The following is a 24273-nucleotide window of genomic DNA, read 5'->3' as shown; positions in this document are numbered from 1 at the left end:
CCCCTAGCCCAGCAGCGGCAAATTTCCCGGAGATATCACATGACGATCAGAACTCTTTCCCTACAGCAACTGAAGCGCTCGGCCGAGAATTCGGCAGCAATGAAGCATCATGTCGATGATGATGCAACCGTTCTTCCGGGACCTCGCACTTCCAGTTCTCCGGGCAACATGACTGGGTATTCTGTTCAAGTCCAGGACCATGGCCCGATCGCGGATGGCACGCTCCATACGCTCGCGGAGCGTTACGCCACGTTGTCGGCCGCCCAAGTCGATTACCCATTCGTCACCTCCCTGGCCGAATCCATCGACGGTGCGGCCATTCAAGCCGCATTGGACGTGGCTTTCAACAGCGGGCTCGGTCAGGTGCAGTGCGCCGGCGGAACCTACGTCATCAATTCGTCTATCCAGATGCGCGCCGGCGTGGAACTGGTTGGCGACGGCAAGACCGTTATCACGCAGCCGGACGGTCTGAATCTGCTTATTCTGATCGACTTCGGTTTCGCACATGGCGCCGGGCTGCGCGGATGCACGGTCAACGGCAACCGCGGCACCAATGCTGCAGACTACAACGCGGTTCTCGTGCATGTGCGTGGGGCCGATGACGCAACGGTCCGTGACAACGTGCTTGTTGGCAGTTGCGGATACGGCATAACATGCAGCGCAGCGCGCATGAGCGTCGTCGGCAATCACATCGAGGACACGTTCATGCATGCCATCGGCGTGTATGGATTCGTGGGGCAGGAGGCGAGGCATCTGATTCTTCAGAACAGGATCGTTCGCCCGGGCGCGGGAGCGATACTGCTCGGAGCCGCGGACTACACCATCATTTCAAACAATACGATCTATTCCCCCATCATCGGCGGACGCGATGCCAGGCTGCGCGTGAACCTGACCGGCGCCACCGTGACGTGGCTTTCGGGGCCGAAGTTCACGAATGTGCGAATAGGCGAAGTGCTGGTTATCGACGGAGGCAGGGAATTCCGGATCATGGCGAGAATCAGCGACACGCAATTGACGATAGATCCAGAAGGTAGCTCCCCGGCGCTGACAAACGAACTGGCGACTATCGGGTGTGGCGACCTGATCGGCGTGATGAGTCAATTTTGCAGGATTACGGACAACGTCCTGGTCGGCGGCGCCACGTTCGGGATTGGTTGCACGGTGGGCGGCAACGCTGTAAGCACGGTCGGCAACGAGATCGTGGGAAACACCCTCAGGGGACAGGGTAAGCATGCGCTGGTCGTGGGCTGGGACGTGGGCGCAGGCGGCGTGTATGACACCGTTCTGCGCGGCAACATGGTCTACAACGCGGGCGACGCCGGAGGAAACAGCACATACGACCGCATCCCGATTTTTCTGTCTGGCCAGACGCTGGGAAAAGTAGGCGGCGTCTTGGTGGAAGGAAATTACATCGTCGGCCCGGATGGCGACAGCCGCTGCCCACACTGGATGGGCACGGACCTGAAGCTGGAATACGGATCAGTGCTGGTTGGACGAAACCACTCGATTCGCATGCTGAATCCCGGAATCTTCAATGACGTGGTGGCTGTGTCACTGTCCGGTTGGGGCGACGCGGCAAGCGCTACCGAAATTGTTTCCTACGGCCACTCTGTCCGCATGACGATCAATTGTGCTGGCTCCGGATTCACCTCCGGTCCGTCCTTCACGATTCACAAGATCTGCGACAGCGCGGAGCAACCCGCAATGGCCATGGCCGACATTACGACCACCACCGGAACGCTGGGACAGATGTGGGGCGAACAGAGCACCGCGTCGGGGCAGTGGCGAGCCACGTACTACGGTACGCCGGCCGCTGGGAATACTTTCGTCATCACCACGCGGGCTTGAGCATGGCCTGAGTGCCACGTTGTGGCGGGCAGTTGCCCGCCTCCCAAACAAAAGCCCGCAGGCGCAAGCCGCGGGCTTTTCTTCGCTACCCTTCAAAAGGACTCTTCTTCTTCCGCCGATTCACTGGCCTGAGGATTTCGCCTGACTTCAGCCGATACACATCTTTCCCTTCCCAGATCACGGCGCCGCCGGTGGAGAGGCGGCATTGCAGCACTATGTGTGGATCGGGACTTTCGTCCGTCGCGGGTTCTTGAATGATATGTCGCTCGATCCGGTACTGGTCTCCTGCTGCCGAGACCGCAATCACATCCTCCAGTCGTCTGCATGAGATTGACATGATGAGCCTCCTTCACTTGCGCCACGTTGAAACCTGTGGCGCTGAGGTCATCGTCTCGACTGGCAAAATTCCTGTCAATGCTGCTGCGGCCCATCATCCAAGCGCATGCGCGGCGCGTCCCAGGGAAGCGTCGTGCAAAAGCATGAGGCGATGCATGCGTTTGGTCTAGGCTGTTTTCGAGGCCGCGTGTGCGTTGAAATGCTGCGGCGGTTTGAGGTATTGATCGATGGCCGCCGCAAGACCTGGATCAAAGGCTATTCAAGCTTTACGTTGGCGGACTGGATGACGCCGCGCCACTTCTTGTAATCCGCGGCGATGGTCTGGGAGAACTGCGCGGGGGTGGTCGGCATGGCGGTTGCGCCTTGCGCGGCCAGCGCATCCTGGACGTCTTTCATTGCGAGGATCTTGTTGAGCTCCGTGTTCAGCGTCTGGATGATGGGCTTGGGCGTGTTGGCGGGTGCAAGCAGTCCGTACCATACGCGCACGTCGAAGTCCGGATAGCCGGATTCTGCGACGGTGGGCACATCCGGCATGGCGGGGCTGCGCTTGAGGGAGGTCACGGCCAACGGGACGGCGCTGCCGGCCTTGATCTGCGGCGCAGCCGAGGGGATGGACGTGAAAATGACGGGGACCTGCCCGCCCAGCAGGTCGGCCATGGCCGGACCCGATCCCTTGTAAGGCACATGCACGAGCTTGATGCCCGCCTGGAGCTGCAGCAGTTCGGCGGCCAGGTGCGTGATGGTGCCTGCGCCGGGCGAGCCGTAATTGATGGTCCCGGGCGCCTTCTTGGCGGCGGCGATCAGGTCCTTGAGGGATTTGTACGGGCCGTTCTTGCTTGCGACGACCACCAGGGGGGCTTCGCCGACGATGCCTATGGGTTCGAAGTCCTTGACCGGGTCATAGGCCAGCTTGGTGTAGAGCGAAGGCGCCACGGCCAGGTTGTCGACCTGGCCCATGACGATTTCGTAGCCGTCGGGCTTGGCGCGCGCGGCGGTGGTGATGCCTATGGTGCCGCCGGCGCCGGGCCGGTTCTCGGCGACGACGTTCCATTTGACCGAGTCGGACAGTTTGACGGCGACGGTGCGCGACAGGAAGTCGGTGCCCCCGCCAGGCGTGAACGGCACGATGACGCGGATGGGCTGGTTCGGGTACTGCTGGGCGGCGGCGGGGGCGCAGGCGACGAGCGCGCAGGCCGAGAACATTAGGGCACGTAGCATGGTTGTGGTCTCCATTCCTTGGTGGGCGCGTCCGGTCGTGATCGCCAGACGTCGGTTGCTGCGGATGCTGCTGACGCGTACTGCGGGTTCGGTTGCGGCGGGCGGTTTCAGGCTCCCTGTTTGGCTAGACGGTTCCTTGTTCGCGTAGTTCCCTGATTCGGTCGCGCGACAGGCCCAATTCCTCCAGCACCGCATCGGTGTCCGCGCCCAATGCGGGCGCGGCGCTGCGGACCTGGCAGGGCGCTTCGGCGAACTTGATCGGAAAGCCCAGCATGCGCACCTGCTGGCCATCGGGATGGGCGACGTCCATGGCCATCTGCTGGTCCGCTACCTGCGGGTCGTCGAATACTTCCTGCAGGTTCAGCACCTGCCCGCAGGGCACGCCGTACTGGTTAAGGCGTTCGATCCAGTAGTGGCTGTCCTTCTGGCGGGTGCGGGCCTCGATGGCGGCCTTGATGGATGCGCGGTTCAGCATGCGGTCGGCGTTGGCCTGGAATTCCGGATGCACGCGCAGTTCGGGCAGTTCCAGCGCGTCCAGCAACTTCTCGTACATGGCATCGTTGGACGGGGCGATCGCGACCTGGCCGTCGGCCGTCTCGAACAGCCCGTAGGGCGCGACGATGCCGTGGTCGTTGCCGGTGCGCGGAGGCAGCTCGCCGCTGGCGAAGTAGTTCGATGCCTGGAAGCTGAGCAACCCTATCATGCTGGACAGCAGGCTGACGCTGATGGAGTCGCCGCGGCCGGTGCGCTCGCGGCGCAAGAGCGCGGCCACCACGCCCAGCGCGCCGTTCAGGCCGGCGGCCAGGTCGCTGATGGGCGGCCCCGCGCGCATGGGCGGATCGTCTTCGCCGCCGTTCAGGCTCATGAAGCCGCTCATGGCCTGGGCGATGAAGTCGAAGGCGGGCCGGTCGCGATAGGGACCGGACGCGCCGAAGCCGTTGATGCTGCAATGGATGATGTCCGGCCGCAACGCCTTCAGCGCTTCATCGCCGAAGCCCATCTTGTCCATGATGCCGGGCCGGTAGTTCTCGATCACGACGTCGCAGTGGGGTATCAGCTGGCGCAGGATGTCCTTGCCTTCGGCGCTGTACAGGTCCAGTGTCACTGACCGCTTGTTGCGGTTGTAGTTGGCGAAGTACCAGCTCAGGCCGTCCTTGAGCACGCCCTGGCGGCGAATAGGATCGCCTTCGCCGGGCGCTTCGATCTTGATCACTTCGGCGCCCATGTCGGCCAGTATGGATGTGCAGTAAGGCCCGGAGATGATGCGGGTCAGGTCCAGGACGCGGATTCCGGTAAGTGGCATGGTTTGCATCTGCTTGGATTTTGGTCAGCCGCCCAGTCGCGGCAGCCACAAGGTCAGGGGAGGAAAGGCGCAGATCAGCGCGAGCACGATCAGCGACCAGATGAAGAAGGGCACGATTTCGCGCACGATGGGGCCTATCGGCGTGCGGCCCACGGCGGACGTGACGAACAGCAGGATGCCGACCGGCGGCGTCAGCATGCCCGTCATCAGGTTCAGGATCAGGATCATGGCGTACTGGATGGGGTCCATGCCGAGCTGGGCGCCGATAGGCAGCAGCGCCGGCAGCGTGATGATCATGGCCGGCAGCGGCTCCAGGATCTTGCCCACCAGGATCAGGAACACGTTCACCGTCAGCAGCACCACCCAGGGCTGGTCGGAGATGCCCAGGATGCCCTTGGCGATGGTGGCCGCGACGCGCGATTCGCTGATCAGCCAGCTGAAGGGACCGGCGGCGGCCAGCAGGAACAGCACCACGGCCATGGTGCGCCCGGCTGAGTAGAACGCCGATCCCAGCTCGCCCGGCTTCAGTTCCCGGTACACGGCCAGGCCCACGAGCAGGGCGTACACGGCCACGAACGCCGCGGCCTCCGTATCCGTCAGCAGGCCGAAGCGTATGCCGGCGATGATCAGGACGGGCATCATCAAGGCCCAGATGGACGCGCGCGTCACCCTGGCGCGCTCAGGCCAACTGGCCCGCGGACGCGATTGGTAGCCGTGGCGCCGCGCCTGCCAGGCGCATATGGCCATGTAGCCCGCCAGCAGCATGAAGCCGGGAATGATGCCCGCCAGGAACAGGCGGATGATGGACAGGTTGGCCAGCACCGCATAGACGATCATCGGGATCGACGGGGGCAGGATGGGACCCAGCATCGCCCCGCAGGCGATGACCGCCTCGGGGTAGCCGCGCCGGTAGCCCTCGCGCTTCATCGAAGGGATCATGGCGGTGCCGATGGCGCTGGCGTCGGCCACGGCGGAGCCGCTGATGCCTGCCATGACCAGGTTGGTGGTCAGCGAGACTTGCGACAGGCTGCCGCGCATATGCCCGACCATGGCCATGGACCAGGTGATGAGCCGCAGCGTGACGCCGCCGCGGTTCATCAGTTCGCCGGCCAGGATGAAGAGGGGGATCGCGACCAGGGCGGTCTCGTCTATGCCGCCCAGCATCGATAGCGGCGCCTGGGCGATATCGACCCCGCCGCCGCCCTTGAACAGCATACCTATCAGGGCGGCGGTGATCATTGCGAAGCCTATGTCCAGGCCGGCCAGGATGAGCACGACGAAAAGCACGACGGAGAAGAGGATCATGGATGCGTTCCCGGGGTGTCGGGCTCGCCGCGCGCGAAGGCGTCCTGCGGCGCGGGGGCGTCGGGGATGAGCAGGCGCAGGGCCAGGAACAGCATGAAGAACACCATGCCCACGGTCAGCGAGGCGTAGCTGACGGCGTAGGTGAAAGGCGTTCCGACGATGTCCTGGAAGTTGCCCACGGCGACCACGTCCAGGCCCTTGTAGAACAGGGTGGCGGCCAGCGCCAGCAGGCAGGTGTCGAACAGGCGGTCGCGCGCGCGCCGCACGCGTTCCGGCAGATGGCGGTCGATGATGTCTATGACCACGTTGCGGCGCTCGCGCAACGCCATGGCCGCGCCGACGAACGCGCACCACAGCATGCCGATGCGCGCGACCTGGTCCCAGGCGTCGAACTGCGTCTTCAGCAGATAGCGGTCCAGGACCTGGGCGAAGCAGAACACCAGCACCATGGCCAGGGTCAGGGCGACCGCCAGCCGGCCGATCCAGCACACGGCGCGGTCGGCGCTCAGCGCCAGGCCGCGCCAGCCGGAGGCCGCGTGGGACGAGGCGCGCACGGTCGGCGCGGGCATGGGCGCGGCCATGGCTTACTCCTGCATCTTCTGGATGCGTTCGACCATGCCGGCCGGCCAATCCTTGCCTTCGTACTGCTGGTAGACGGTGGCCAGCGCCGCCTTGAACGCGGCCTTGTCGGGCTGCGTGTAGGTAACGCCGGCTTCCTTCAGAAGCTTGACTGCGTTGTCGTCCAGCTCCTGGTCCAGGCGGGTGGCGACCTTGCCGCCCGCCTTGGCCGCCTCGGTCAGCGCCTGGCGCTGCCTGGCGTCCAGGCCTTGCCAGACGCGTTCGGAAATGAACCAGCCCGTCAGCTCGTAGGCGTGGTCGGTCGCCGCCCAGTACTTGGCTTCCTCGTGGAAGCGCAACGGGATCGAAAGATCAAAGCCGTTGTCCTGGCCGTCTATCATGCCGCGGCCCAGCGCGGTGTAGATTTCGGTCATGCCCAGCGGCACGACCTGCGCACCCAGCTTTTCGAAGGTGGACTTCAGGATGGGAATGGCCGGAATGCGCAGCTTCAGGCCCTTGACGTCTTCGGGCTTGTTGATGGGCCGCGATACGGTCTGCAGCGCACGCGGCGAGCGTATGCCGAAGGCCGCAAACACCCGCACGCCGGATTTCTTGGCCACGTCATCGAAGATCTGCGCGAACTCGTCGCTGTTGATGATGCGCTCGGCCTGTTCGCCGCTCTTGAACAGATAGGGCGCATACAGGATGTTCAGCGGTTGGGCGCCGCGCAGGAACACCACTGACCCGAGGCCGAAGTAGCCCATGTCCAGCGTGCCCAGCTGCATGGATGAGAGGATCTTGCTGATGTCGCCCAATTGCCCGTCCGTGTAGACGTGCACCTGCAGTTCGTTCTGGGATTGCCTGGCGGCCTCTTCGGCAAAGGCGCGCATGGCATGGTCCCAGGGACTGTTGGAGGCGGCGATGGTCGCGATCTTCATTTCCCGCGCCTGCGCCTGGCCTGCGGGCGCGAACGCGCCGGCGGCGGTGATCGAAAGCGCCAGCAGGGCTGCCGAGGCGCGGACCAGTTGCTGCGATATTTTCTTGTGCATGATGTCTCCTCCGGGATGCGGATCCGGCCTACCAGTTCCAGTGCACGGGCTTGAGCCCGGCGACCGGCGAATCGAACACCGCCAGGCGGGACCCATTGATGCAGCCCATGTAGGCGGTCTTGCGCTCTGGGCCCCCGAACGCCAGGCTGGTGATGTTCTGCAGCCGCTTGCTATGGTTGTCGTAAACCATGGGGCGGCTCAGGCGATTGGCCAGGTATTCGGCTTCCAGCCTGTCGATGTGCGCGGCGTCGCCGTCCTCCAGCATGAGCTGCTGCTGCCCTTGCGGGCTGACGCGTATGACCCGGTTGGAGACCACGCTGACCACCCAGATGTGGCCCTCTTCATCGACCGCCATGCCGTCGGGATAGGTACCCTTGCCGAATTCGGTGATGACGGCGCGTTCGCTCAGGTCGCCGTTGGCGCCGATGCGAAAGCGCAGCAGGCGCCGGCCGAAGGTTTCGTTGACGTACAGGTGCGTGCCGTCCGGATCGGTGCGGCATTCGTTGGTCCAATGCACGTCCTGGGCCACGACGCGGGTGCCGCGCTCGTCGCGCACGGCGATGAAGCCGTCGGCGATGTCGCGGCGGAACTGATGGTCGCCGCGGCGCACGGTGCTGACGCAGATCCACAGGCGTTCGCGCTCGTCCAGCCAGACGAAGTTGACGCCGGGCAGGGCCACGCCGTCGATCTCCATGATGTAGGGCTCCGCCGTGCCGTCGCGCTGTACGCGCCAGACGCCGCCGTCGTCGGCCAGGTTGGCGACGGCAAACGAGCCGTCGCGCAACAGGGCGAAGCCGTTGGGTATCAGTCCGGACTGGGCGCCGATCAGGCGCGCGTCGCCGTTGGGCAGGATGTGGCGTATGCCGCCGGCCTTGTCCGACACGTAGAGATCGCCCGCGGCCGTGCTCAGCACGCATTCGGGGCGGTTCAAGTTGACGCCGGTCTCGCGCACCGCCGACAGGTCCAGGACCGCGCCGCCATTCGATTTGCTGTCCATGGGGGCTCCTCAGCCGATCGCGCCGGCGGCTACGGCATAGTCATGCAGGCGCAGGCGCGGCCCTGCCTTCATCAGCTGGCCGGGCAGGCCACGGCCGACGATGCCTTCCAGCCGCTGGGCTACCTTGATCAGCGCGCCCAGGTCGATGCCGCTGTCCACGCCCATCTCGTCCAGCAGGTAGACCAGGTCTTCGGTGCAGATGTTGCCGGTGGCGCCCGGCGCGAACGGGCAGCCGCCCAACCCAGCCAGCGAGGATTCGTAGGAGGTGACGCCGGCGCGCAGGCCTTCCACCACGTTCACCAGGCCGATGCCGCGCGTGTTGTGGAAGTGCAGCGATATCTTGACGCCGGGATGGTCGGCCCGCAGAGTCTCGACCGTGTCGCGCACCAGCCGGGGCGTGGCCATGCCGGTGGTGTCTCCCAACGTCACGGCGTCGAAGCCCTGGCGCGCGAAGTGGTCGAAGATGGTCCGGATGCGGCCCAGGTCCACGTCGCCTTCGAAGGGGCAGCCGAAGGCGACGGCAATGGCGCCCTTGCGCTTGATGGGGTGGTCTTTCAGCAGCTGCGCGATGTCCTCGATGTCGCGCAGCGATTGTTCGACCGGGCGGTTCAGGTTCTTGGTGTTGTGGCTCTCGGTGGCGGACAAGAACACGACGATCTCGTCGGCCTGCGACTGCAGCGCGCGTTCGACGCCCTTGCGGTTGGGCGCCAGCGCGCCCAGCACCACGCCCGGACGTTTGCGCACGCCCTGCAGGACTTCCTGCGCGTCGCGCATCTGCGGCACGGCGCGGGGTGAAACGAAGGAGGTGGCTTCGAAGCGCCGCACGCCTGCGTCGATCAGCGCGTTCAGGATCTGGATCTTGGTGTCGGTGGGCACGAACTCGGATTCGATCTGCAGTCCGTCGCGCATGCCGACTTCCACGATTTCGACTCGGTCTGGAAGGCTCATGGCTTGTCGTCTCCTGGCGCCCGGATCCTGCGCCCGCGAGGGCTTTGCGCGGCGATGTCCGGGACATGGGTGGTCGGCCACCATCTTCTGCGATGGACCCTGGCAGGACAAATCGTCAATCTTCGGCGGGGGATCGCGAAACGAGATGGCTCGGGGGCCAGGCGTCGCGCATGGGCAGGCTCGCGCGTCCTATTGCTGCGTTGCGGCTTCAGCGATCAGATGATCCAGCAGCAGCCGGGCGGCGCCCGATAGCGATTCATTGCTGCGCACGCACAACTTGAGCTGGCGGTGCGCCCAGGCGTCAGTCAGCGGAATGATGCAGAGCGCGTCGCACACATAGGCGGACAGGGCCTTGGTGGGCACGATGCCGACGCCCAGGTCCGCGCGCACCATGGACACCAGCGCGTCGTAGGAGGTGACCTGGAAGCGCAGCCGCAGAGAACGGTTCATGGACGCGGCCTCGCGCGTGAACAGATAGTTCGCGGCGCTGCCCCGGTGCATGCCGACGTGGTCATAGTCCAGCGTATCGGCGAACGATACCTGCCGGTGTCGCGACAAGGGGTGTCCCGAGGGCGTCACCAGCGCCATGACGTCGCGGTGGTAGGGATATATGTCCAGCCCGTTTTCGTCGTCGGATTGGGTGTAGACGCCGATGTCGGCGGCGTTGTCGATCACCGCGCGGGTGACGCCGGCGCTGACGGACTCTTCCAGGTCGATCTGCACGTTGGGGTGCTGGGTCAGGAAGCGGCGCAGTTCCATCGGCAGGAACTGCGCAATGGAAGACAGGTTGGCCGCGACGCGCACGCGGCCGCGCAGGCCGGCGGAGTAGTCGCGGATTTCGGCGGCCAGATCCTGGGTTTGATGTAGCAGCGTGCGTGCGCGCCGCGCCAACGCGTGTGCGGCGCTGGTCGGTTCGACGCCGCGCGCATGGCGCTGAAACAATGGGACGTCCAGGACGCGTTCGAGTTCGGACAGGCGCTTCGATAGCGCCGATGGCGCGATATGTTCGCGCGCGGCGGCCGCGGCGATGCTGCCTTCTTCCAGCACGGCCAGGAACACCTGCAGGGTATACAGATCCAGACGAGGGGTCATGGGAAGTCGCGGATAGATACGTCCGCGAGGATAGCGGCAGTCGCGGGCCGCGGGCCTAGGGGATTACGCTTAGCCGATTTCCACCTATTCCTGCGCCGCGCCGCGCGCCAGCAGTTCGTCGACCGCGATGATGGAGATCCGGCCATCCGCCGTTCCCAGAGCCAGTTTTTCCTCATGGGCATCCAGCGCGAAGACCAATGCAGGCAGGCCTTCCAGCCGCATCCTGGCGCGCAACCGGATCTCGCCCGACGCGGCATCCAGCAACAGCAGCCCGCCGTCCAGGAACGCAGCGGCGATCAGCCCGGGGCAGGGCATGAAGACGACCGCGCTGGCGGAGGCAGTGGTGGAATGTCGCCAGAGTTCGCGGTCACGGTCCAGCGGTTTGCGGTAAATGAAGCCGGCGCAGGCGACGTTGACGGCGGGAGCGTAGTGCCGCCCGCTGATGACCAGGCCAGCGCCTTGCGCGTCGTCGACGTAGCAGCCGGCAAGTTCCATGGCGTGGCTGTCGGGCTTGCCGTTGGCCTTGAGCACCGGCCACAGCGGCTTGGTCCGGCCGTCGGGCATGACCATGCACAGGCGTTTGGCCTCGTGGGAGCTTGCAGGCGTGCCTTGGACGCAGAACGGCGACGGCGCGCCGCTGATGCGGATGTAGTGATTGAAGCAGTCGTAATGGCCCAGGTCCACGCGCCGTTCGGCGCCCGAGCCCAGGTCGCGCAGCAGGTCGCACGCGTTGCGGGTTGCGGGGTTGCGGTTCCTGCGGCCCAGCAATACGCCTTGCGAGGAGGCAGAGAACGTGTATTCGCCGTCGTACTCGCCGACGAGGTCCAGCCCGTCGTCCGTCAGCGTATACAGCCGGGAATCCTGGTGCCACTTCATGTCGGGCCGCTTCGAGGCTTCCACGACGTGTACATGGATGCCCGCCGCCCGGATGATCTCGGCGCCATGGCCGGCGCCGGCGTATGCGGCGACCAGGCCGTCTTCGACGTCTTGGATTTCCAGCAGGCAGCCGCCATGCGCTACCGCGATGCGCTTGGCGTCCAACCACGCAAGATCATGGATGGCCTTGCGGCTTCCCAGTTGCGGCAGCCCTAGCCATTGCGCGAGGCGGGACTCTGGCGCCGGCGCGGGGGGATCTGCTGCCGGCGCGATGTCGTCGCCTGACAGTTCCAGTTCGCCGGGACCGGCATCGGACCAGGTCGCGGCGTCGTAGGGCGTGCGCACGACGAACAAGGTGTTGAATGCGGCGTCGGGCGGATCGTCGGGCAGCCCTTCCCATTCTTCGTCCCAGGGCCGCACCCACGCCTCGATCCCGTCGCCCGAGGGGGTGAAGGCGCAATGCGCAACTTCAGGGATGTTGCGGAAGAACCGGCGCGAGAGCCCGCTGCGCCAATCCCAGACCAGCAGGTCGCCTTCGAACAGATAGCCGCCGTCATAACTGCCTGCGCCGATCGCGACCACGGATTGGGCGGGATGGAAAGCGATGTGGTTGACGGGATGGCGCAGTTGGTCGAAAGCCGCGAACGGGATGGGACTGCCGCGGCGGTACAGCGCCACGCGATAGCGCAACGTCTGGCCGCCATACGCCGCGCGGGCGCGAGGGTTCGCGAGCAGGGGAAACTCGGAGGCCACGGCCGCGATTTCCCCCGCAGGGTCGAAGAACACTCCGGTAATCTTGCCGCTGCCTCGCAGCGGCGGATCGGCGATCATGGCCATGCTGGTTTCCGCGAGACACGCGCCATTGATCGCGAATGCGGGCGCTGGGCCATGGGCAGGCGGGATAAGCTTATTCGAGGAGCAGGCCGGGGCGCCCGGCCGGGCTCATGTGCGAGCCCGGCTGGCGGCCGGCGTCTCCTTCTTCGCGCGTGGCTTGGGCGCGGGTTTCGGGTCTTGGGCAGGAGCGTCGAACTCCTGTTTGTTGCGTTCGCCCCGCGGGGTATTTTCCGGATGCGGCTTGGGAAAAGCCCAGGGCTTGGTTTTCTGATCCATTGCATGTACTCCTTGCACAGGCGGAACAGTAGCATTAGCCGTGGCACTGGGTAAGTGAGGGTTGACGTCAATATTCATCACATCGTGATTTTCGGTTGAAAAACGCGATGAATTCGACCCGCTTTGGCCCGTTCTGTTCCGCCTTTATGGATCAAGACCTGTCAACTCTGACAGGAAGTTCCCGTCGGTGCGAGCGCAGCCTCTAACCGGCTTCCGGCTGGTCTTCCTGCCAGATGCGGTCGAACTGTTCGCGCGCGTTGCGCGCCCAGTCATCGATGGCGCTGCGCACGTCGTCCGCGGTGGGCTTGCGGTCAGCGGGGAGGTTGCCGCCCGTGACCGTGCCCAGCGAAGTGATCAGCAGCTCGTTGGTATTGGCGTCGCGCAGGGCGGCCTCGAGCAGCAGGCGCGCCGACTGGTCGCGGTAGCCGGCCGCCTTGACGGTCTGGCCGATCACGAAGCCGATGGGGATGTATTCCATCATCCTGGGGTCGCGCTCGTTGCGGAAGGTGCCGGTGATGGCGGCGCTCAGGCGCATTGCGTGTGGCGCGGGCCGTGTCAGCAGTTGGTAGCCGGCTTGTTCGAACTCGCGCCGGATCGCTTCGTTCAGGTAGGCCAGCGCGCGCTCGCGCATGGCGCTATCGGCTTTCATGTCCAGCTCGTCCGGTCGGTCGCCCTGGATGTATTGCACCGGTTCCAGAATGAGTTTTTTCTGGTACTGGCTGCCGATGGGCGGACCGGGGCGCACCCAGACCATGCCAGCGCTCCAGTCGGGATCCTGCTTGAGCCGGCTCTGGTTTTCACCCAGGGACGTGGAATAGTTCTGCGGCTTGGGCAGGTTGGTGCAGCCGGCAAGGCCGATCACTGCACAGCAGGCGGCCAGAGCGAGACGGATCTTCATATTCTTCTCTTCCTGAAAATGGCGCCCGGCGCGGCAGATGGAAAGGCCGTGCGCGTGTCGCGGGCGGCCCAATTATTGCCCCGTTTCGCGCCGCATTTTCCGCTTTGGCAGGGGTGGAAGCCCCGTTTCGCTGCAAAGCAGAATTCCATTTTGGGAAAACTGAAACGAAAGATCGGCGGGGCGTGGAAGACTCCATTGCGGGTAAGCCGTAATAGCTGCCGCGGAAAGCCGCCGCGGGACTACGATGGACGAGTGAACATAGGGAGACAACTATGGACACCGCCAAGCAATGGTATGCCGCCGTCAAGGACTGGCAGCGGGCCCGCGACGAGCTCACCGCCGCGATCGCCGCGATCAAGTGGCCGAATCCCACCCAGGATTGCCTGGACAACTATGACCGCGCCTACGCCAACGAAACCGGGGCGCGGGATCGCATGAACCAGGCATACGAACGCGTGCGACGATAAGCGCGCGCATCTCCTTGGGAGCGGCGTTGCTACACTGCCGCGCATGACGGACCAACAACAGAAATTCATGATCAGGCCGAGCCGGCCTGAGGACGCAGTCTTGCTCGAAGACCTGCTGATGCGCACCTACGAAAGCACGTGGATGCCGGAAATGACGGCGGAAAGGGACGCCCAGTTTCGCGCAAGCGGCAAGACGGGCCAGTATGTGAGCGCCAGGGGCAGCCTTTTCATGGTGTGCGAAATCGACGGCGTGCTGGCGGGCATGGCGGATTGGGAAAACGACTTCATCTGGGCCTTGCATGTGCATCCCGCAAGGCAAGGGCAGGGTGTCGGCGGCGCATTGCTGGCCTGGATGGAAACGGCCATCCGCGCTGCGGGATTTGCTCAGGCGCGGCTGGAGACGGATTCCTTCAATATGCGCAGCCGCCAGTTCTACGGCAAGCACGGCTATGCCGAGATCGATACCTATCCTGACGAGGAATGGGACAGCGGCTTCACCACCATCCTGCTGGAAAAGCGCTTGCCAGCCTGATGCCGCTGGCTCCATGAAAAGAACCTGAGCTGGTCCTGGAAATGGAGCCACGATGGCGGTATGTTGTGGTTTTCAGCCGCTACCGCCGAACCCGCCATGTACCTGCCGTCCGCCTTTCGCGAAGACTCGCCCGAAGTCCAGCACGATTTCATCCGCGCCCATCCGCTGGGCGTGCTCACGACCAGCGGGGAGGGCGGGCTGATGGCGAACCACATTCCCTGTCTGCTGTATCCGGAAGGACCGTATGGCGTATTGCGCCTGCATGTGGCCCGCGCCAACCCGCAGCTTGCCGACCTTGCTTCGGGCCGCGAATGCCTGGTCGTATTCCACGGACCGCAGGCTTACGTCACGCCGTCGTGGTACCCGACCAAGGCCGAGACGCACAAGGTCGTGCCCACCTGGAACTTCGTTGCCGTGCACGTCTGGGGCGCGCCGGTGATTCAGGATGATCCGGCCTGGCTGCGCGCCCAGTTGGATGCGCTGACCGACAGCCAGGAGAAAGCGCGCGCGCAGCCCTGGCGCGTGGCCGACGCGCCGGCGGATTTCATCGCGGTCCAGATGCGCGCCATCGTCGGCGTGGAGATTCCCATTGCGCGCATCGAAGGCAAATGGAAGGTCAGCCAGAACCGAACGGTTGCCGATAGGCGCGGCGTGGCCGAAGGCCTGGCCGGCGAAAACGGCGATGCCGTCATGGCTGGGCTGGTTGCCCGCCGCGGCGGGCTGGAGTAACGCGCCCCAACGCGAAACAGGCGATGGCGGCGGCCTGCAGGCTGGCCGCCGCCGCCAGGAACCAGAGCAGTGGCTGCCCGGCCTGTTCGGACCATGCCCGCAGCATGCCGAACGACGCGGGCGCGAAGGCGTAGGCGCCTTGCGACATGGCGACAATCAGCGGGACCACGCGTTGCGTATCTTCGCGGGCGAACTCAGTCTGCGCGATCAATGGCGGCAGCGAGGTCGCGTTCCCTATGCCTGATCCGAACAGCAGTACGCCCAGCCAGATGGCCCAGGCGTGCTCTGCGGCCAGCATCAGAACCAATGAACCGGCGATCTGGATGGCGTAGGCCAGGCAGGCCACTTTGCGCCGGTCGGTGCCGGCAGGCATCAGCCAACCGACGAGCGTGCGCCCGCCGATGGCCGCGGCCGTAGCCAGGCCCATTGCCAGGCCTGCGGTCTGTGCGCCCAGCAGCGGCGCCAGCAGGGACAGCAGATGCGCGATCAGGCCGATCTGGGCGAACAGGCCCAGCGCCATGCCGGCGGCCAGGGTGAGAAAGGCGCGGTTGCGCCACAGGCCCGCCAGCGGCGCGGGCGAGGCGATGCCTGCCGTGGCCGCCGGCGCCTGCGCTGCAGCGCAAGCGCCATCTGGCTCCTGGCCCAGCTGTTGCGGCGTCAGGGCAAACACCTTGCGCGACAGCACGGCGATCACGGCCACCATCGCCGCGCCTACCCACAAGGCCGCCTGGGCAAATCCTGCCTGGCCGATCAGGTAAACCCATAAGGGCGAAAAGACGATGCCGCCGACGCTGGCGCCGTTGTAGGCCATGCCCAGCGCGGCGGGGCGGCGGCGGACGAACCAGGGTGAGATCAGCGCATTGACGGCGGCGGCACCCAGCGTCACCCAGCCCATGCCCGAGAGCAGCGCCGCCGCATAGAGCTGCCAGGGCTGTGCGGCCGCGGCCCAGCCGCTCACGCCGAACGCGAGCAGCACGGCGCCGCCCAGCGTGACCGCCGGCACCCCGCAACGCCGGTACAGCCGCGGCAGGTTGGCGACCACCAGGGTGCCGCAAAGAAAGTGCAGCGTGACGGCGCCGGATACCAGGGCCACGCCCCACCCGGTACGCTGCGTCACGGCATGCAGGAACACGGGCGGGCCGTAGAAGCCGACGCCCCAGCCGAAGATCGCCAGCACGAAGGTGGCGTAAAGCACTGTCCAGCCAAAGAATTTCCGGGATGCGCGCATGGGTGTCCGGGCAGGCCGGCCGCTGTCTTGTTGCGTTGAGTCGCAGTATGCTTGACTCTGCACACAACACTTTGGTCTGTGACGAATCATGGAATCCGAGTTCGCCGACATCAATCTTTCCGCCGTGGCTGGCGCCATCGCCGATCCGGCCCGGGCGCGCATGCTGTGCGTGCTGCTGGACGGCCGCGCCCGCACCGCGACCGAACTGGCGGCCGCCGCCGACATCGGCGCCTCCACCGCCAGCAGCCATTTCCTGCGACTGCGGGAACAAGGGCTGGTGGAAATGGCCGTGCAGGGCAAGCACCGCTACTACCGCCTGGCCAATGGCGAGGTTGGACATGCGCTGGAGGCCTTGCTGGTGGTGGCCGGCGCGGAGCGCGTGCCGTTCAAACCCAGCACGCCCTCGGCGCTGCGCGAGGCGCGTACCTGTTATGACCACATGGCGGGCACCCTGGCCGTACGCATCCATGACGCGATGCTGTCGCGCCAATGGCTGACGGCGGACGGGCGCGATTACCTGCTGACGCCTTTGGGCGAGGCGGCCCTGGCGCAGATAGGCGTGGACGTGATGCAGGCGCGCCAACGCCGGCGGCGTTTCGCCTGTTCCTGCCTGGACTGGAGCGAGCGTCGCTCGCATCTGGGCGGCGCCTTGGGCGCGGCGCTGCTGGAGGCGCTGACGCGCCGCGACTGGATCAGCAAGGACTTGGATTCGCGCGCGTTGAGCGTGACGAAGAAGGGCGAAAAGCAGTTTCCCGCCTTCTTCGGGCCAGCGGATGAGCAGTCCGCCGCGAGCGCTGCGCGCCGGGACCGGAATGTCGCCGCATGAGCCTGCAATAAGGTGTGCATATGCAACAGATCTAGGGAAATCCCCGTGAACCCGGGTGGGGACGGGTTGCGGCAGCGCCCCGCGTTGCGCCGCAAGCCGCGTCAACCCTGGACATGCGGCGCGCGGATGGGCCGCGCGTAGCGTTCCTGGGAAACGGGGACGCACCTATCGCGATGCAACAGTGTTTCTATTTTCTGCCATCGTTACAAAACATATCCGAACTGTCATAGTCAAGCGGGGTATGCTGGATCGCACAAAGAGGGCATCCGAAGTGCATCAGAACAACTTGATCTACAAGGGATACCGGCTGACGGCCAAAGTGTCCCGGGGCGCAGACGCCGAGGTTCAGGCGCAATCCAGCGGCCCCGTATTCATAGCGTCGGTGATGGTGGTCCAGGCAGGCGCCGTGCTCGAAGGCGGCGACGAATATCCGGTTCCGCGTTTTGCCGAGGGCGGTTTTGTCTACAGTCCGCGTGAAGCGGTGCATGCAGCGATCCTGCACGGCCGCGAAATCGTCGACGGCCTGACCAACCTGCCAGCCTGACGCCGTCCTAGCCGGAAAAGACTTCCCGCCAATCGCGCGTCTTGGCCAGCGTCTGCACGGTCGCGGACTGTTCCAGGATGGTCACGGCCTTCTTGAATTCCTCGGCCGAGGCGCCGTCCTCCAGGATGACCATGCGCGAGTTGCGCGCGTCCGCCATCTTCACGTCCGACATCTTGCCGTGGGTCTGGTAGACCTGCGTCCAGTCCATTTTCTTGCCGGCCTTCAGGGCGATCGGTTCGATGTACGTCAACGCGGTGCTGCTGGCGGCGCGTACGGCGAAGGCGAAATCGGCCGTGTGGCCGCTGCTGCCCTTGGCGCGCGCGCCCTTGACCATGCGGTTCACGCCCACGCCCGCCGCCAGCGCCCGCCCGACCTGGGCGCGAAAGCGCAACTGGCTGAACTTCGGCATCCATTTGGCGCACTGGAACGACAGTGCCATCGCCAGCTTGACCGCGTCCCACAGCGCTTCCTGCAGCTGCTCGTTGGGACCGCTGGCGACGATGGCGCCGTCGCGGTCGAAGTGCGCCAGGCTGACGCCCGGGGTTTCATTCAGGATGTCGATGCGCTTGGCCGCCAGGTCGATGCCGTAGCTGGACGCGTGCATCGCGGTCTCACAGGCGTCGGTCAGGTAGAACGTGGACTCGTCGGGATGCGCGATGAAGAAGGCCGCGTGCTGCCCGTCCAGGCCCAGTGTCATGGGCGATATGGCGCGGATGGCGTGCTCGCCCGCCGGCAGGACGGTCCAGCCGGAGGCTTCCAGGAAAGTGCTCATAGGATCAGTTCGATTTGGCGGCCTTTGAGGGGATGCGCGAATCCGCCGGTGAGCGTCAGGTTCGCCCGCGGCAGGAAGTACTGCATCAGCGCGCCGATATTCTGCAGGGCGGGCACGATGGGCTCGGCATAACCTTCGCCATCGTCCACCCAGATGTGTTCATGGCTGCGGTCCGCAAGCGGCTTGCGGTACTGAGGCCGGCCTTCGCCCACCAGGCTGGTGTGGAAGGAGTCGTCGGTGTCCACGCCGAACACGCGGTGCGGGCCTACGAAGAGGCTGGCGCAGAACGCTTCGGCCAGGAAAATCGTGGCCTGGCCGTGCACGGCCGTGCGCGCGCCGCGATAGGTGGCGCGGAAGATCACGTCTTCACGCACTTCGCCCTTGACCCGGCAGGCACAGGCGAATTCCATCCATTGGAGATTGCTGGCGGCGGGCTTGGGCACCCAGGCGATCGGTTTTACGGTTTCCTTGGGTTCGGCAAGAATCTCTTGCACCTCATCAACGGTGATTAGCGGTTCGAACTTGTTGGCCATGGAACTGATCTAGGGTCTTGGAAATGCGCGCGCCGGGCAGCGCGCCTGGCAAGCGCCGCGCGGCGGCGGGCGCACGCGCAACACTGCGAGGGGGCGTAATCTTACAAGATGAAGACTGCGCCGCCCTTTTTGCTGTATGGATGTACAGCCTAAGGGCGGCGCGTCGCGGCTATAGCGAGCTGGCGCCGAACGTGTCGCACTGCTTGATGCTGCCGCTCTCCAGGCCGCGCTTGAACCAGCGCACGCGCTGGGCCGAGGAGCCGTGGGTGAAGGAATCGGGCACCACATAGCCCTGGCTCTGCTTCTGCAGGCGGTCGTCGCCGATCGCGGTGGCGGCGGTCAGGGCCTCTTCCACGTCGCCGCTTTCCAGGATGTTGCGGGCCGCGTTGGCGCGCTGCGCCCACAAGCCGGCGAAGCAGTCGGCCTGCAGTTCCATGCGCACCGACAATGCATTGGCCTGCGCAGGATTGCGGCGGCGCAGGTTGTCCACCTGGTCGGAGATGCCCAGCAGATGCTGGACGTGGTGGCCGACTTCATGCGCGATGACATAGGCTTGGGCGAAATCGCCCGGCGCCTTGAAGCGGTTCTGCAATTCGTCGAAGAAGGCCAGGTCGATGTACACCTTGCTGTCGCCCGGGCAGTAGAACGGCCCCATGGCCGACTGTCCGGTGCCGCAGGCCGTGGGCGTGGCGCCGCGGAACAGCACCAGCTTGGGCGCCACGTATTGGCGGTTCAGGTCCTTCTGGAAAATGGCGCTCCAGGTGTCTTCGGTTTCGCCCAGGACCTTGGAGACGAACACTGCCTGTTTGTCGTTGGCGGGCGGACGCGTGGCGGGCCCCTGCTGTTGCTGCACGGGCGGGCCTTCGGCCATCTGCAGGACCACGCTGGGGTCCACGCCGAAATACATGGCGACCAGGGCCAGCACGATCGTGCCTATGCCGATGGTGCCGCGGCCGCCGATGCGTGGGCCGCTGGAACGGCGGTCTTCCACATTGTCGCTTTCGCGCGAGTCATCAAGGCGCATACTGTTTCTCCGGGCGGGTCGGCGTTCCCGCCATTTTGCATCGCCGCTCTGTACTGAGCGGCCTTCAAGAGTGTTAGGATAAACCCATGGCCTTGTATTTCGATATTCATCCCGCGAATCCGCAACCGCGCCTGCTGAAGCAGGCGGCCCAATGGCTGGCCGATGGCGGGCTGGTCGCAGTGCCTACCGATTCGAGCTATGCCGTGGTCGCGCGGCTGGACGACAAGAACGCCGCTGACGGACTGCGCCGCCTGCGTGGCCTGGATGAACGCCATCATCTCACGCTGCTGTGCCGCGACCTGGCTGAAATCGGCCACTTCGCGCGCGTCGACAACCGCCAGTACCGGTTGCTGAAGGCCGCGACGCCGGGACCCTGGACCTTCATCCTCGAAGCGACCAAGGAAGTGCCGCGGCGCGTGTCGCATCCGTCGCGCAAGACCATCGGCATCCGTGTGCCGGACCATCCCGTCATGCTGGGCCTGCTGGAGCAGGTGGGGGCGCCCTTGCTGTCCACCACGCTCATCCCCAAGGACGAGACCGAAGCGTTGAACGACGCGGAAGAAATCCGCGAACGCTACGAACACTCCCTGGCGGCCATCATCGACGCGGGCGCTTGCCCGCAATCGCCCACCACCGTGATAGACCTCACCGGCGACGAGCCTGTGGTCGTGCGTGTCGGACGCGGCGATCCTGCCACCCTCGGTCTTGCCTAGCGCGCCCGCCGCGCCGACCTGCACGCCGGCATGCGCCGGCGCGTGGCTCATCTACAATCCGGTTCGCCATGAATGACATCATCCAAACCATTGCGGTCTACGCGATACCGGTCATCTTCGCCATCACCTTGCACGAAGCCGCGCACGGCTACGTCGCGCGGATGTTCGGCGATCCCACGGCCTATCAGGCCGGACGCATCAGCCTGAACCCTGCGCGGCATATCGATCCCGTCGGCACGCTGCTGGTGCCGGTGGCGATCCTGCTGGCCTCCAAGCTTTTGGGTAGTCCGGGCATGCTGTTCGGCTGGGCCAAGCCTGTGCCGGTGGATTTCGGCCGCTTGCGCCGGCCCAAGCAGGACATGCTGTGGGTGGCGCTGGCGGGGCCTGCCGCCAACCTGTTCATGGCGGTCCTGTGGGCGTTTTCGCTGCGCATCTTCCTGGAGTCCGGCCTGCAGGAATCGTTCTGGTTCGAGATGGCCGTGGCCGGCGTGAACGTCAACCTCGTGCTCATGGCCCTGAATCTGCTGCCCATCCTGCCGCTGGACGGGGGACGCATCCTTTTCAGCCTGCTGCCCAATCGCCTGGCCTGGCAATACTCGAAAATCGAGCCTTATGGCCTGGTGATCGTCGTCATCCTGCTGGTGACGGATGTGCTCTGGCTATTGATGCGGCCGGTACTCTCTCTGGGGACGACCATCGTCCAGTGGTTTCTGTAGGATTTCAGCCAATATCCGTTAAACTCATCGGTTTCATTGATTCTGGCCCCGGGGCATCCCGCCGCGGGGTTTTGGAGCCCTACATTTATGGCATCCCCTGCAACCGCCGCAGGCGTTAATTTCCAAGGCAGCATGGTGGCTCTGGTCACTCCCATGCAGCCCGACGGCAGTCTGGACTACGCGGCCTACCGGTCGCTGATCGACTGGCATATCCAGGAAGGAACCGACGCACTGGTGGTGGTCGGCACCACCGGGGAGTCGCCCACGGTCTCCATGGAAGAACATGCGGAGCTGATCCGCGTCGCGGTCGAACACGCTGCGGGCCGCATTCCGGTCATCGCCGGCGTGGGCGCCAACTCCACCGACGAAGCCATCCACCTGACGCGCCACGCCAAGGCCGTGGGCGCGCAGGCCGGCCTGTCGGTCGTTCCCTATTACAACAAGCCCTCGCAAGAGGGTTTGTACCGTCACTTCCGCACCATCGCGGAAGCCGTCGATCTGCCCACCATCCTGTACAACGTGCCGGGCCGTACTGTTGCCGACATGAGCAACGAAACGGTCCTGCGCCTGGCGCAGGTGCCGGGCATCATCGGCATCAAGGACGCCACGGGCGACATCGCCCGCGGCGGCCTGCTGCTGCGCGAAGCGCCGGCCAGCTTCCAGGTCTTCAGCGGCGATGACCCCACCGCCGCCGCCCTGATCCTGCTGGGTGCGCGCGGCAATATTTCCGTTACGGCCAACGTGGCGCCCAAGCTCATGCGCGAGCTCTGTGCCGCCGCCCTGGCCGGCAATGTGCCCAAGGTGCGTGAACTTAACGCGCACCTGGCGCGTCTGAACAAGGCTTTGTTCGTTGAAGCCAACCCCATCCCCGTGAAGTGGGCGTTGGCCGAAATGGGCCGCAGCGCACTGGGTTACCGGCTGCCGCTGGTTGAACTGGGATCGCAGCACCACGCAACCGTGCGTGCCGCGCTCCAGGAAACGGGCCTGCTCTAAATATCGTGAGGATACGTATGAACAAACGTCATGCCGGTTTGTCGGCATTGATGTCTCTGGTGTTGTTGGCCGGCTGCAGCGAGGTCAATCAATTCCTGGGCAATGAAGAGTCCGTCAATTACAAGAGCGCAGTCACCCAGCGTGGAGAGCCCCTCAGCATCCCGCCCGACCTGACCCAGGCCAACAGCGATCCGCGCTATCGCGCGCCGGCTTCGGGCTCGACCACCTATTCGCAGTTCCAGCAGCAGGGCCAGGCGCAAGCCACCCAGCCCAAGACGAGCAACGTGTTGCCCGGCCGCCAGGACATGCGCGTCGAGCGCGACGGCGACCTGCGTTGGCTGGTGGTGGACCGTCCGCCGGAAGACGTGTTCCCGCGACTGGTGGACTTCTGGACCGAAAACGGCTTTACCGTCGCCAGCAACAATCCTGGCGCTGGCTTGATCGAAACCGACTGGGCTGAAAACCGGGCCAAGATTCCGGAAAGCTGGCTGCGTCAGGCGCTGGGCATGATTCTCGAATCGGCCTGGGACAGCGGCGAACGCGAGAAATTCCGTACCCGTGTCGAACGCGTCAATGGCCATACCGAGGTCTATGTCAGCCACCGCCAGATGCTTGAAAAGCGCGTGGGCAGCGACGGCATGCAGGTGCAGTGGCAGAACGGCAAGGAAGATCCGGGCCTGAACGCCGCCATGCTGGCCCGCATGATGGTCTACCTGGGTTCCGACGTCGACAACGCCCGCAAGCTGGTGCAGCAGGCCGAGGCCGCGCCGCAGAAGCCTGCCGTGCAGCAGGACGTCCGCGCACAGGGCGCCTCGCTGCTCGTCAGCGAATCGTTCGACCGCGCATGGCGCCGTGTTGGCGTGGCGCTGGACGGCGGCGGCTTCGCCGTGGACGACCGCGATCGCTCCGCTGGCGACTACTTCGTCCGCTATGTCGATACCGACACGGGCGAGAAGATCGACCAGCCGGGCTTCTTCAGCCGCATGTTCTCGGGCGACAAGAAGGCCGAGGCGCCGCAGTACCGTATCCACCTGGCTGCCAACGGCGACCAGACCGTGGTGACCGTGCTGGATGCCAATGGCGCGCGCGACAACAGCGCCACCGCCCAGCGCCTGCTGAGCGTGCTGAAGGACAAGATGTAAGACCAGACGGTTCTGCGCTCACGCGCAGCACCGCGCAAGAGAGGCCCCTGCGGGGGCCTCTTTTTTTGTTGGGCGCTTTGAAGATCTTGCGAGCCGGCAGGGAGGGCGAGCTTCCGGCCGCGAAGGCTTGTGGTTGCTGCGCCTTGCGCATATGCCCTCTGGACGCAAAAAAGCCCCGGCTGTAGCAGCCAGGGCTTTTTCTTGCGTCCTCAGAGCGGGGGTTCGTCGCTGAGTTTTTATTAGGACGCGGGCGTGGTCGAGCCGCCCGGGGTGGTCGAACCGCCACCCGGCGTGGTGTTGGGCGTGGGCGCCGGAGCCGGCGAAGTGGCCGGGGGCGTCGTGGTGGGGGCAGGCGTGCTTGCGCCCGGAGCGGGGTTGGTCGCGGGCGCCGGGGCATCTTCCTTCTTGTTGCAGGCGCTCAGCGCGACGGCCAGCACCGAGGCAATAATCAAGGTTTTGCTCATCATTTTTAGACTCCTGTAGATGACGACTCTTGAAACCCCATTAGGGGAAACC

General features: G+C 65.2%; 27 protein-coding genes. 10 read left to right on the top strand and 17 right to left on the bottom strand.

The window, feature by feature from the left end; genetic code table 11:
- Nucleotides 1–39 precede the first annotated feature (39 nt).
- The gene (locus DXK93_RS11320) at nt 40–1848 is read left to right on the top strand and encodes a right-handed parallel beta-helix repeat-containing protein (RefSeq protein ID WP_119450081.1); all 1809 of its coding nucleotides are present in this window, start codon (nt 40–42) and stop codon (nt 1846–1848) included.
- Between the two features lie 85 nt (nt 1849–1933).
- On the opposite strand, the gene DXK93_RS31830 is transcribed toward DXK93_RS11320, so the two are convergent.
- The 12 genes from DXK93_RS31830 to DXK93_RS11270 all read right to left on the bottom strand — a co-directional run bounded on the left by DXK93_RS31830 (nt 1934) and on the right by DXK93_RS11270 (nt 13538).
- The gene (locus tag DXK93_RS31830) at nt 1934–2185 is read right to left on the bottom strand and encodes a hypothetical protein (RefSeq protein WP_125472828.1); all 252 of its coding nucleotides are present in this window, start codon (nt 2183–2185) and stop codon (nt 1934–1936) included.
- A 254-nt stretch (nt 2186–2439) separates the two neighbouring features.
- On the bottom strand, nt 2440–3402 hold the full coding sequence (locus DXK93_RS11315) for a tripartite tricarboxylate transporter substrate binding protein (RefSeq protein WP_119450080.1): 963 nt from the start codon (nt 3400–3402) through the stop codon (nt 2440–2442).
- A 124-nt stretch (nt 3403–3526) separates the two neighbouring features.
- The gene (locus DXK93_RS11310) at nt 3527–4705 is read right to left on the bottom strand and encodes a CaiB/BaiF CoA-transferase family protein (RefSeq protein WP_225589088.1); all 1179 of its coding nucleotides are present in this window, start codon (nt 4703–4705) and stop codon (nt 3527–3529) included.
- A gap of 24 nt (nt 4706–4729) precedes the next feature.
- Nucleotides 4730–6010: a TRAP transporter large permease gene (locus tag DXK93_RS11305; protein WP_119450079.1), complete on the bottom strand. Its 1281-nt coding sequence runs from the start codon at nt 6008–6010 to the stop codon at nt 4730–4732.
- Nucleotides 6007–6591: a TRAP transporter small permease gene (locus DXK93_RS11300; RefSeq protein WP_119450078.1), complete on the bottom strand. Its 585-nt coding sequence runs from the start codon at nt 6589–6591 to the stop codon at nt 6007–6009. Before DXK93_RS11300 ends, DXK93_RS11305 begins: the two co-directional genes overlap by 4 nt.
- 3 nt (nt 6592–6594) lie before the next feature.
- Entirely contained in the window at nt 6595–7617 is a 1023-nt protein-coding gene (locus DXK93_RS11295; protein ID WP_054453290.1) for a TRAP transporter substrate-binding protein, read from the bottom strand.
- 28 nt (nt 7618–7645) lie between these two features.
- Nucleotides 7646–8614, bottom strand: a complete 969-nt coding sequence (locus tag DXK93_RS11290) for an SMP-30/gluconolactonase/LRE family protein (protein WP_054453288.1) — start codon at nt 8612–8614, stop codon at nt 7646–7648.
- Nucleotides 8615–8623: 9 nt separating this feature from the next.
- The gene (locus tag DXK93_RS11285) at nt 8624–9562 is read right to left on the bottom strand and encodes a hydroxymethylglutaryl-CoA lyase (protein WP_054453286.1); all 939 of its coding nucleotides are present in this window, start codon (nt 9560–9562) and stop codon (nt 8624–8626) included.
- Between the two features lie 189 nt (nt 9563–9751).
- A complete protein-coding gene (locus DXK93_RS11280; RefSeq protein ID WP_054453284.1) occupies nt 9752–10654 on the bottom strand; it encodes a LysR family transcriptional regulator in 903 nt (300 codons plus the stop codon).
- Nucleotides 10655–10738: 84 nt separating this feature from the next.
- Nucleotides 10739–12367, bottom strand: a complete 1629-nt coding sequence (locus DXK93_RS11275; protein WP_119450077.1) for a hypothetical protein — start codon at nt 12365–12367, stop codon at nt 10739–10741.
- 105 nt (nt 12368–12472) lie between these two features.
- Nucleotides 12473–12640 (bottom strand): hypothetical protein, encoded by a 168-nt coding sequence (locus DXK93_RS32125; RefSeq protein WP_165867876.1) that lies wholly within the window; start codon nt 12638–12640, stop codon nt 12473–12475.
- 202 nt (nt 12641–12842) lie between these two features.
- The gene (locus DXK93_RS11270; protein ID WP_054453280.1) at nt 12843–13538 is read right to left on the bottom strand and encodes a DUF3313 domain-containing protein; all 696 of its coding nucleotides are present in this window, start codon (nt 13536–13538) and stop codon (nt 12843–12845) included.
- A gap of 272 nt (nt 13539–13810) precedes the next feature.
- Between DXK93_RS11270 and DXK93_RS11265 the strand changes: the two genes are divergently transcribed.
- The 3 genes from DXK93_RS11265 (at nt 13811) to DXK93_RS11255 (ending at nt 15266) form a co-directional block, all read left to right on the top strand.
- Nucleotides 13811–14005, top strand: coding sequence for a hypothetical protein (locus tag DXK93_RS11265; protein ID WP_054453278.1), 195 nt, complete (start codon nt 13811–13813; stop codon nt 14003–14005).
- Between the two features lie 43 nt (nt 14006–14048).
- Nucleotides 14049–14537 carry a GNAT family N-acetyltransferase gene (locus tag DXK93_RS11260; protein WP_054453276.1) on the top strand — a complete coding sequence of 163 codons (489 nt, stop codon included), beginning with the start codon at nt 14049–14051 and terminating at the stop codon, nt 14535–14537.
- A gap of 96 nt (nt 14538–14633) precedes the next feature.
- Nucleotides 14634–15266: an FMN-binding negative transcriptional regulator gene (locus DXK93_RS11255; protein ID WP_119450106.1), complete on the top strand. Its 633-nt coding sequence runs from the start codon at nt 14634–14636 to the stop codon at nt 15264–15266.
- Here DXK93_RS11255 and DXK93_RS11250 read toward each other — a convergent pair.
- The gene (locus DXK93_RS11250) at nt 15226–16494 is read right to left on the bottom strand and encodes an MFS transporter (protein WP_119450076.1); all 1269 of its coding nucleotides are present in this window, start codon (nt 16492–16494) and stop codon (nt 15226–15228) included. The two genes, DXK93_RS11255 and DXK93_RS11250, sit on opposite strands and share 41 nt — an antisense overlap.
- Before the next feature lie 88 nt (nt 16495–16582).
- Between DXK93_RS11250 and DXK93_RS11245 the strand changes: the two genes are divergently transcribed.
- Entirely contained in the window at nt 16583–17320 is a 738-nt protein-coding gene (locus DXK93_RS11245; RefSeq protein ID WP_119450075.1) for a helix-turn-helix transcriptional regulator, read from the top strand.
- Nucleotides 17321–17591: 271 nt separating this feature from the next.
- Nucleotides 17592–17864: a hypothetical protein gene (locus tag DXK93_RS11240; RefSeq protein ID WP_054453716.1), complete on the top strand. Its 273-nt coding sequence runs from the start codon at nt 17592–17594 to the stop codon at nt 17862–17864.
- 7 nt (nt 17865–17871) lie between these two features.
- On the opposite strand, the gene DXK93_RS11235 is transcribed toward DXK93_RS11240, so the two are convergent.
- The 3 genes from DXK93_RS11235 to DXK93_RS11225 form a co-directional block, all read right to left on the bottom strand.
- A complete protein-coding gene (locus DXK93_RS11235) occupies nt 17872–18636 on the bottom strand; it encodes a DUF1828 domain-containing protein (RefSeq protein WP_054453270.1) in 765 nt (254 codons plus the stop codon).
- On the bottom strand, nt 18633–19169 hold the full coding sequence (locus DXK93_RS11230; protein ID WP_054453268.1) for a hypothetical protein: 537 nt from the start codon (nt 19167–19169) through the stop codon (nt 18633–18635). The genes DXK93_RS11235 and DXK93_RS11230 overlap by 4 nt, the downstream gene beginning before the upstream one ends.
- Before the next feature lie 169 nt (nt 19170–19338).
- Complete coding sequence (locus DXK93_RS11225) at nt 19339–20193, bottom strand: neutral zinc metallopeptidase (protein WP_054453266.1); 855 nt, start codon at nt 20191–20193, stop codon at nt 19339–19341.
- Between the two features lie 86 nt (nt 20194–20279).
- On the opposite strand from DXK93_RS11225, the gene DXK93_RS11220 reads away from it, so the two are divergent.
- From DXK93_RS11220 to bamC, 4 genes are all read left to right on the top strand, one after another.
- Nucleotides 20280–20906 (top strand): L-threonylcarbamoyladenylate synthase, encoded by a 627-nt coding sequence (locus tag DXK93_RS11220; RefSeq protein ID WP_054453264.1) that lies wholly within the window; start codon nt 20280–20282, stop codon nt 20904–20906.
- 68 nt (nt 20907–20974) lie between these two features.
- The gene (locus DXK93_RS11215; RefSeq protein WP_054453262.1) at nt 20975–21622 is read left to right on the top strand and encodes a site-2 protease family protein; all 648 of its coding nucleotides are present in this window, start codon (nt 20975–20977) and stop codon (nt 21620–21622) included.
- A gap of 87 nt (nt 21623–21709) precedes the next feature.
- Nucleotides 21710–22615: a 4-hydroxy-tetrahydrodipicolinate synthase gene (dapA, locus tag DXK93_RS11210; RefSeq protein ID WP_054453260.1), complete on the top strand. Its 906-nt coding sequence runs from the start codon at nt 21710–21712 to the stop codon at nt 22613–22615.
- Between the two features lie 17 nt (nt 22616–22632).
- Nucleotides 22633–23757 carry an outer membrane protein assembly factor BamC gene (bamC, locus tag DXK93_RS11205; RefSeq protein ID WP_054453258.1) on the top strand — a complete coding sequence of 375 codons (1125 nt, stop codon included), beginning with the start codon at nt 22633–22635 and terminating at the stop codon, nt 23755–23757.
- 239 nt (nt 23758–23996) lie between these two features.
- Here bamC and DXK93_RS11200 read toward each other — a convergent pair whose 3' ends face one another.
- Nucleotides 23997–24224, bottom strand: a complete 228-nt coding sequence (locus DXK93_RS11200) for a hypothetical protein (RefSeq protein WP_013395215.1) — start codon at nt 24222–24224, stop codon at nt 23997–23999.
- Nucleotides 24225–24273: the final 49 nt, after the last annotated feature.

It is taken from the genome of Achromobacter sp. K91 (assembly GCF_003576205.1).
Taxonomy (GTDB): Bacteria; Pseudomonadota; Gammaproteobacteria; order Burkholderiales; family Burkholderiaceae_B; genus Achromobacter; species Achromobacter aegrifaciens.
This window is presented reverse-complemented; position numbering and strand designations above follow the sequence as displayed.

Excerpts from the sequence above, each read along its gene's own strand:
- DXK93_RS11320 (WP_119450081.1), top strand. The coding sequence starts at position 40 with ATGACGATCAGAACTCTTTCCCTACAGCAACTGAAGCGCTCGGCCGAG.
- DXK93_RS31830 (WP_125472828.1), bottom strand. The coding sequence starts at position 2,185 with ATGTCAATCTCATGCAGACGACTGGAGGATGTGATTGCGGTCTCGGCA.
- DXK93_RS11315 (WP_119450080.1), bottom strand. The coding sequence starts at position 3,402 with ATGCTACGTGCCCTAATGTTCTCGGCCTGCGCGCTCGTCGCCTGCGCC.
- DXK93_RS11310 (WP_225589088.1), bottom strand. The coding sequence starts at position 4,705 with ATGCCACTTACCGGAATCCGCGTCCTGGACCTGACCCGCATCATCTCC.
- DXK93_RS11305 (WP_119450079.1), bottom strand. The coding sequence starts at position 6,010 with ATGATCCTCTTCTCCGTCGTGCTTTTCGTCGTGCTCATCCTGGCCGGC.
- DXK93_RS11300 (WP_119450078.1), bottom strand. The coding sequence starts at position 6,591 with ATGGCCGCGCCCATGCCCGCGCCGACCGTGCGCGCCTCGTCCCACGCG.
- DXK93_RS11295 (WP_054453290.1), bottom strand. The coding sequence starts at position 7,617 with ATGCACAAGAAAATATCGCAGCAACTGGTCCGCGCCTCGGCAGCCCTG.
- DXK93_RS11290 (WP_054453288.1), bottom strand. The coding sequence starts at position 8,614 with ATGGACAGCAAATCGAATGGCGGCGCGGTCCTGGACCTGTCGGCGGTG.
- DXK93_RS11285 (WP_054453286.1), bottom strand. The coding sequence starts at position 9,562 with ATGAGCCTTCCAGACCGAGTCGAAATCGTGGAAGTCGGCATGCGCGAC.
- DXK93_RS11280 (WP_054453284.1), bottom strand. The coding sequence starts at position 10,654 with ATGACCCCTCGTCTGGATCTGTATACCCTGCAGGTGTTCCTGGCCGTG.
- DXK93_RS11275 (WP_119450077.1), bottom strand. The coding sequence starts at position 12,367 with ATGGCCATGATCGCCGATCCGCCGCTGCGAGGCAGCGGCAAGATTACC.
- DXK93_RS32125 (WP_165867876.1), bottom strand. The coding sequence starts at position 12,640 with ATGGATCAGAAAACCAAGCCCTGGGCTTTTCCCAAGCCGCATCCGGAA.
- DXK93_RS11270 (WP_054453280.1), bottom strand. The coding sequence starts at position 13,538 with ATGAAGATCCGTCTCGCTCTGGCCGCCTGCTGTGCAGTGATCGGCCTT.
- DXK93_RS11265 (WP_054453278.1), top strand. The coding sequence starts at position 13,811 with ATGGACACCGCCAAGCAATGGTATGCCGCCGTCAAGGACTGGCAGCGG.
- DXK93_RS11260 (WP_054453276.1), top strand. The coding sequence starts at position 14,049 with ATGACGGACCAACAACAGAAATTCATGATCAGGCCGAGCCGGCCTGAG.
- DXK93_RS11255 (WP_119450106.1), top strand. The coding sequence starts at position 14,634 with ATGTACCTGCCGTCCGCCTTTCGCGAAGACTCGCCCGAAGTCCAGCAC.
- DXK93_RS11250 (WP_119450076.1), bottom strand. The coding sequence starts at position 16,494 with ATGCGCGCATCCCGGAAATTCTTTGGCTGGACAGTGCTTTACGCCACC.
- DXK93_RS11245 (WP_119450075.1), top strand. The coding sequence starts at position 16,583 with ATGGAATCCGAGTTCGCCGACATCAATCTTTCCGCCGTGGCTGGCGCC.
- DXK93_RS11235 (WP_054453270.1), bottom strand. The coding sequence starts at position 18,636 with ATGAGCACTTTCCTGGAAGCCTCCGGCTGGACCGTCCTGCCGGCGGGC.
- DXK93_RS11230 (WP_054453268.1), bottom strand. The coding sequence starts at position 19,169 with ATGGCCAACAAGTTCGAACCGCTAATCACCGTTGATGAGGTGCAAGAG.
- DXK93_RS11225 (WP_054453266.1), bottom strand. The coding sequence starts at position 20,193 with ATGCGCCTTGATGACTCGCGCGAAAGCGACAATGTGGAAGACCGCCGT.
- DXK93_RS11220 (WP_054453264.1), top strand. The coding sequence starts at position 20,280 with ATGGCCTTGTATTTCGATATTCATCCCGCGAATCCGCAACCGCGCCTG.
- DXK93_RS11215 (WP_054453262.1), top strand. The coding sequence starts at position 20,975 with ATGAATGACATCATCCAAACCATTGCGGTCTACGCGATACCGGTCATC.
- dapA (WP_054453260.1), top strand. The coding sequence starts at position 21,710 with ATGGCATCCCCTGCAACCGCCGCAGGCGTTAATTTCCAAGGCAGCATG.
- bamC (WP_054453258.1), top strand. The coding sequence starts at position 22,633 with ATGAACAAACGTCATGCCGGTTTGTCGGCATTGATGTCTCTGGTGTTG.
- DXK93_RS11200 (WP_013395215.1), bottom strand. The coding sequence starts at position 24,224 with ATGATGAGCAAAACCTTGATTATTGCCTCGGTGCTGGCCGTCGCGCTG.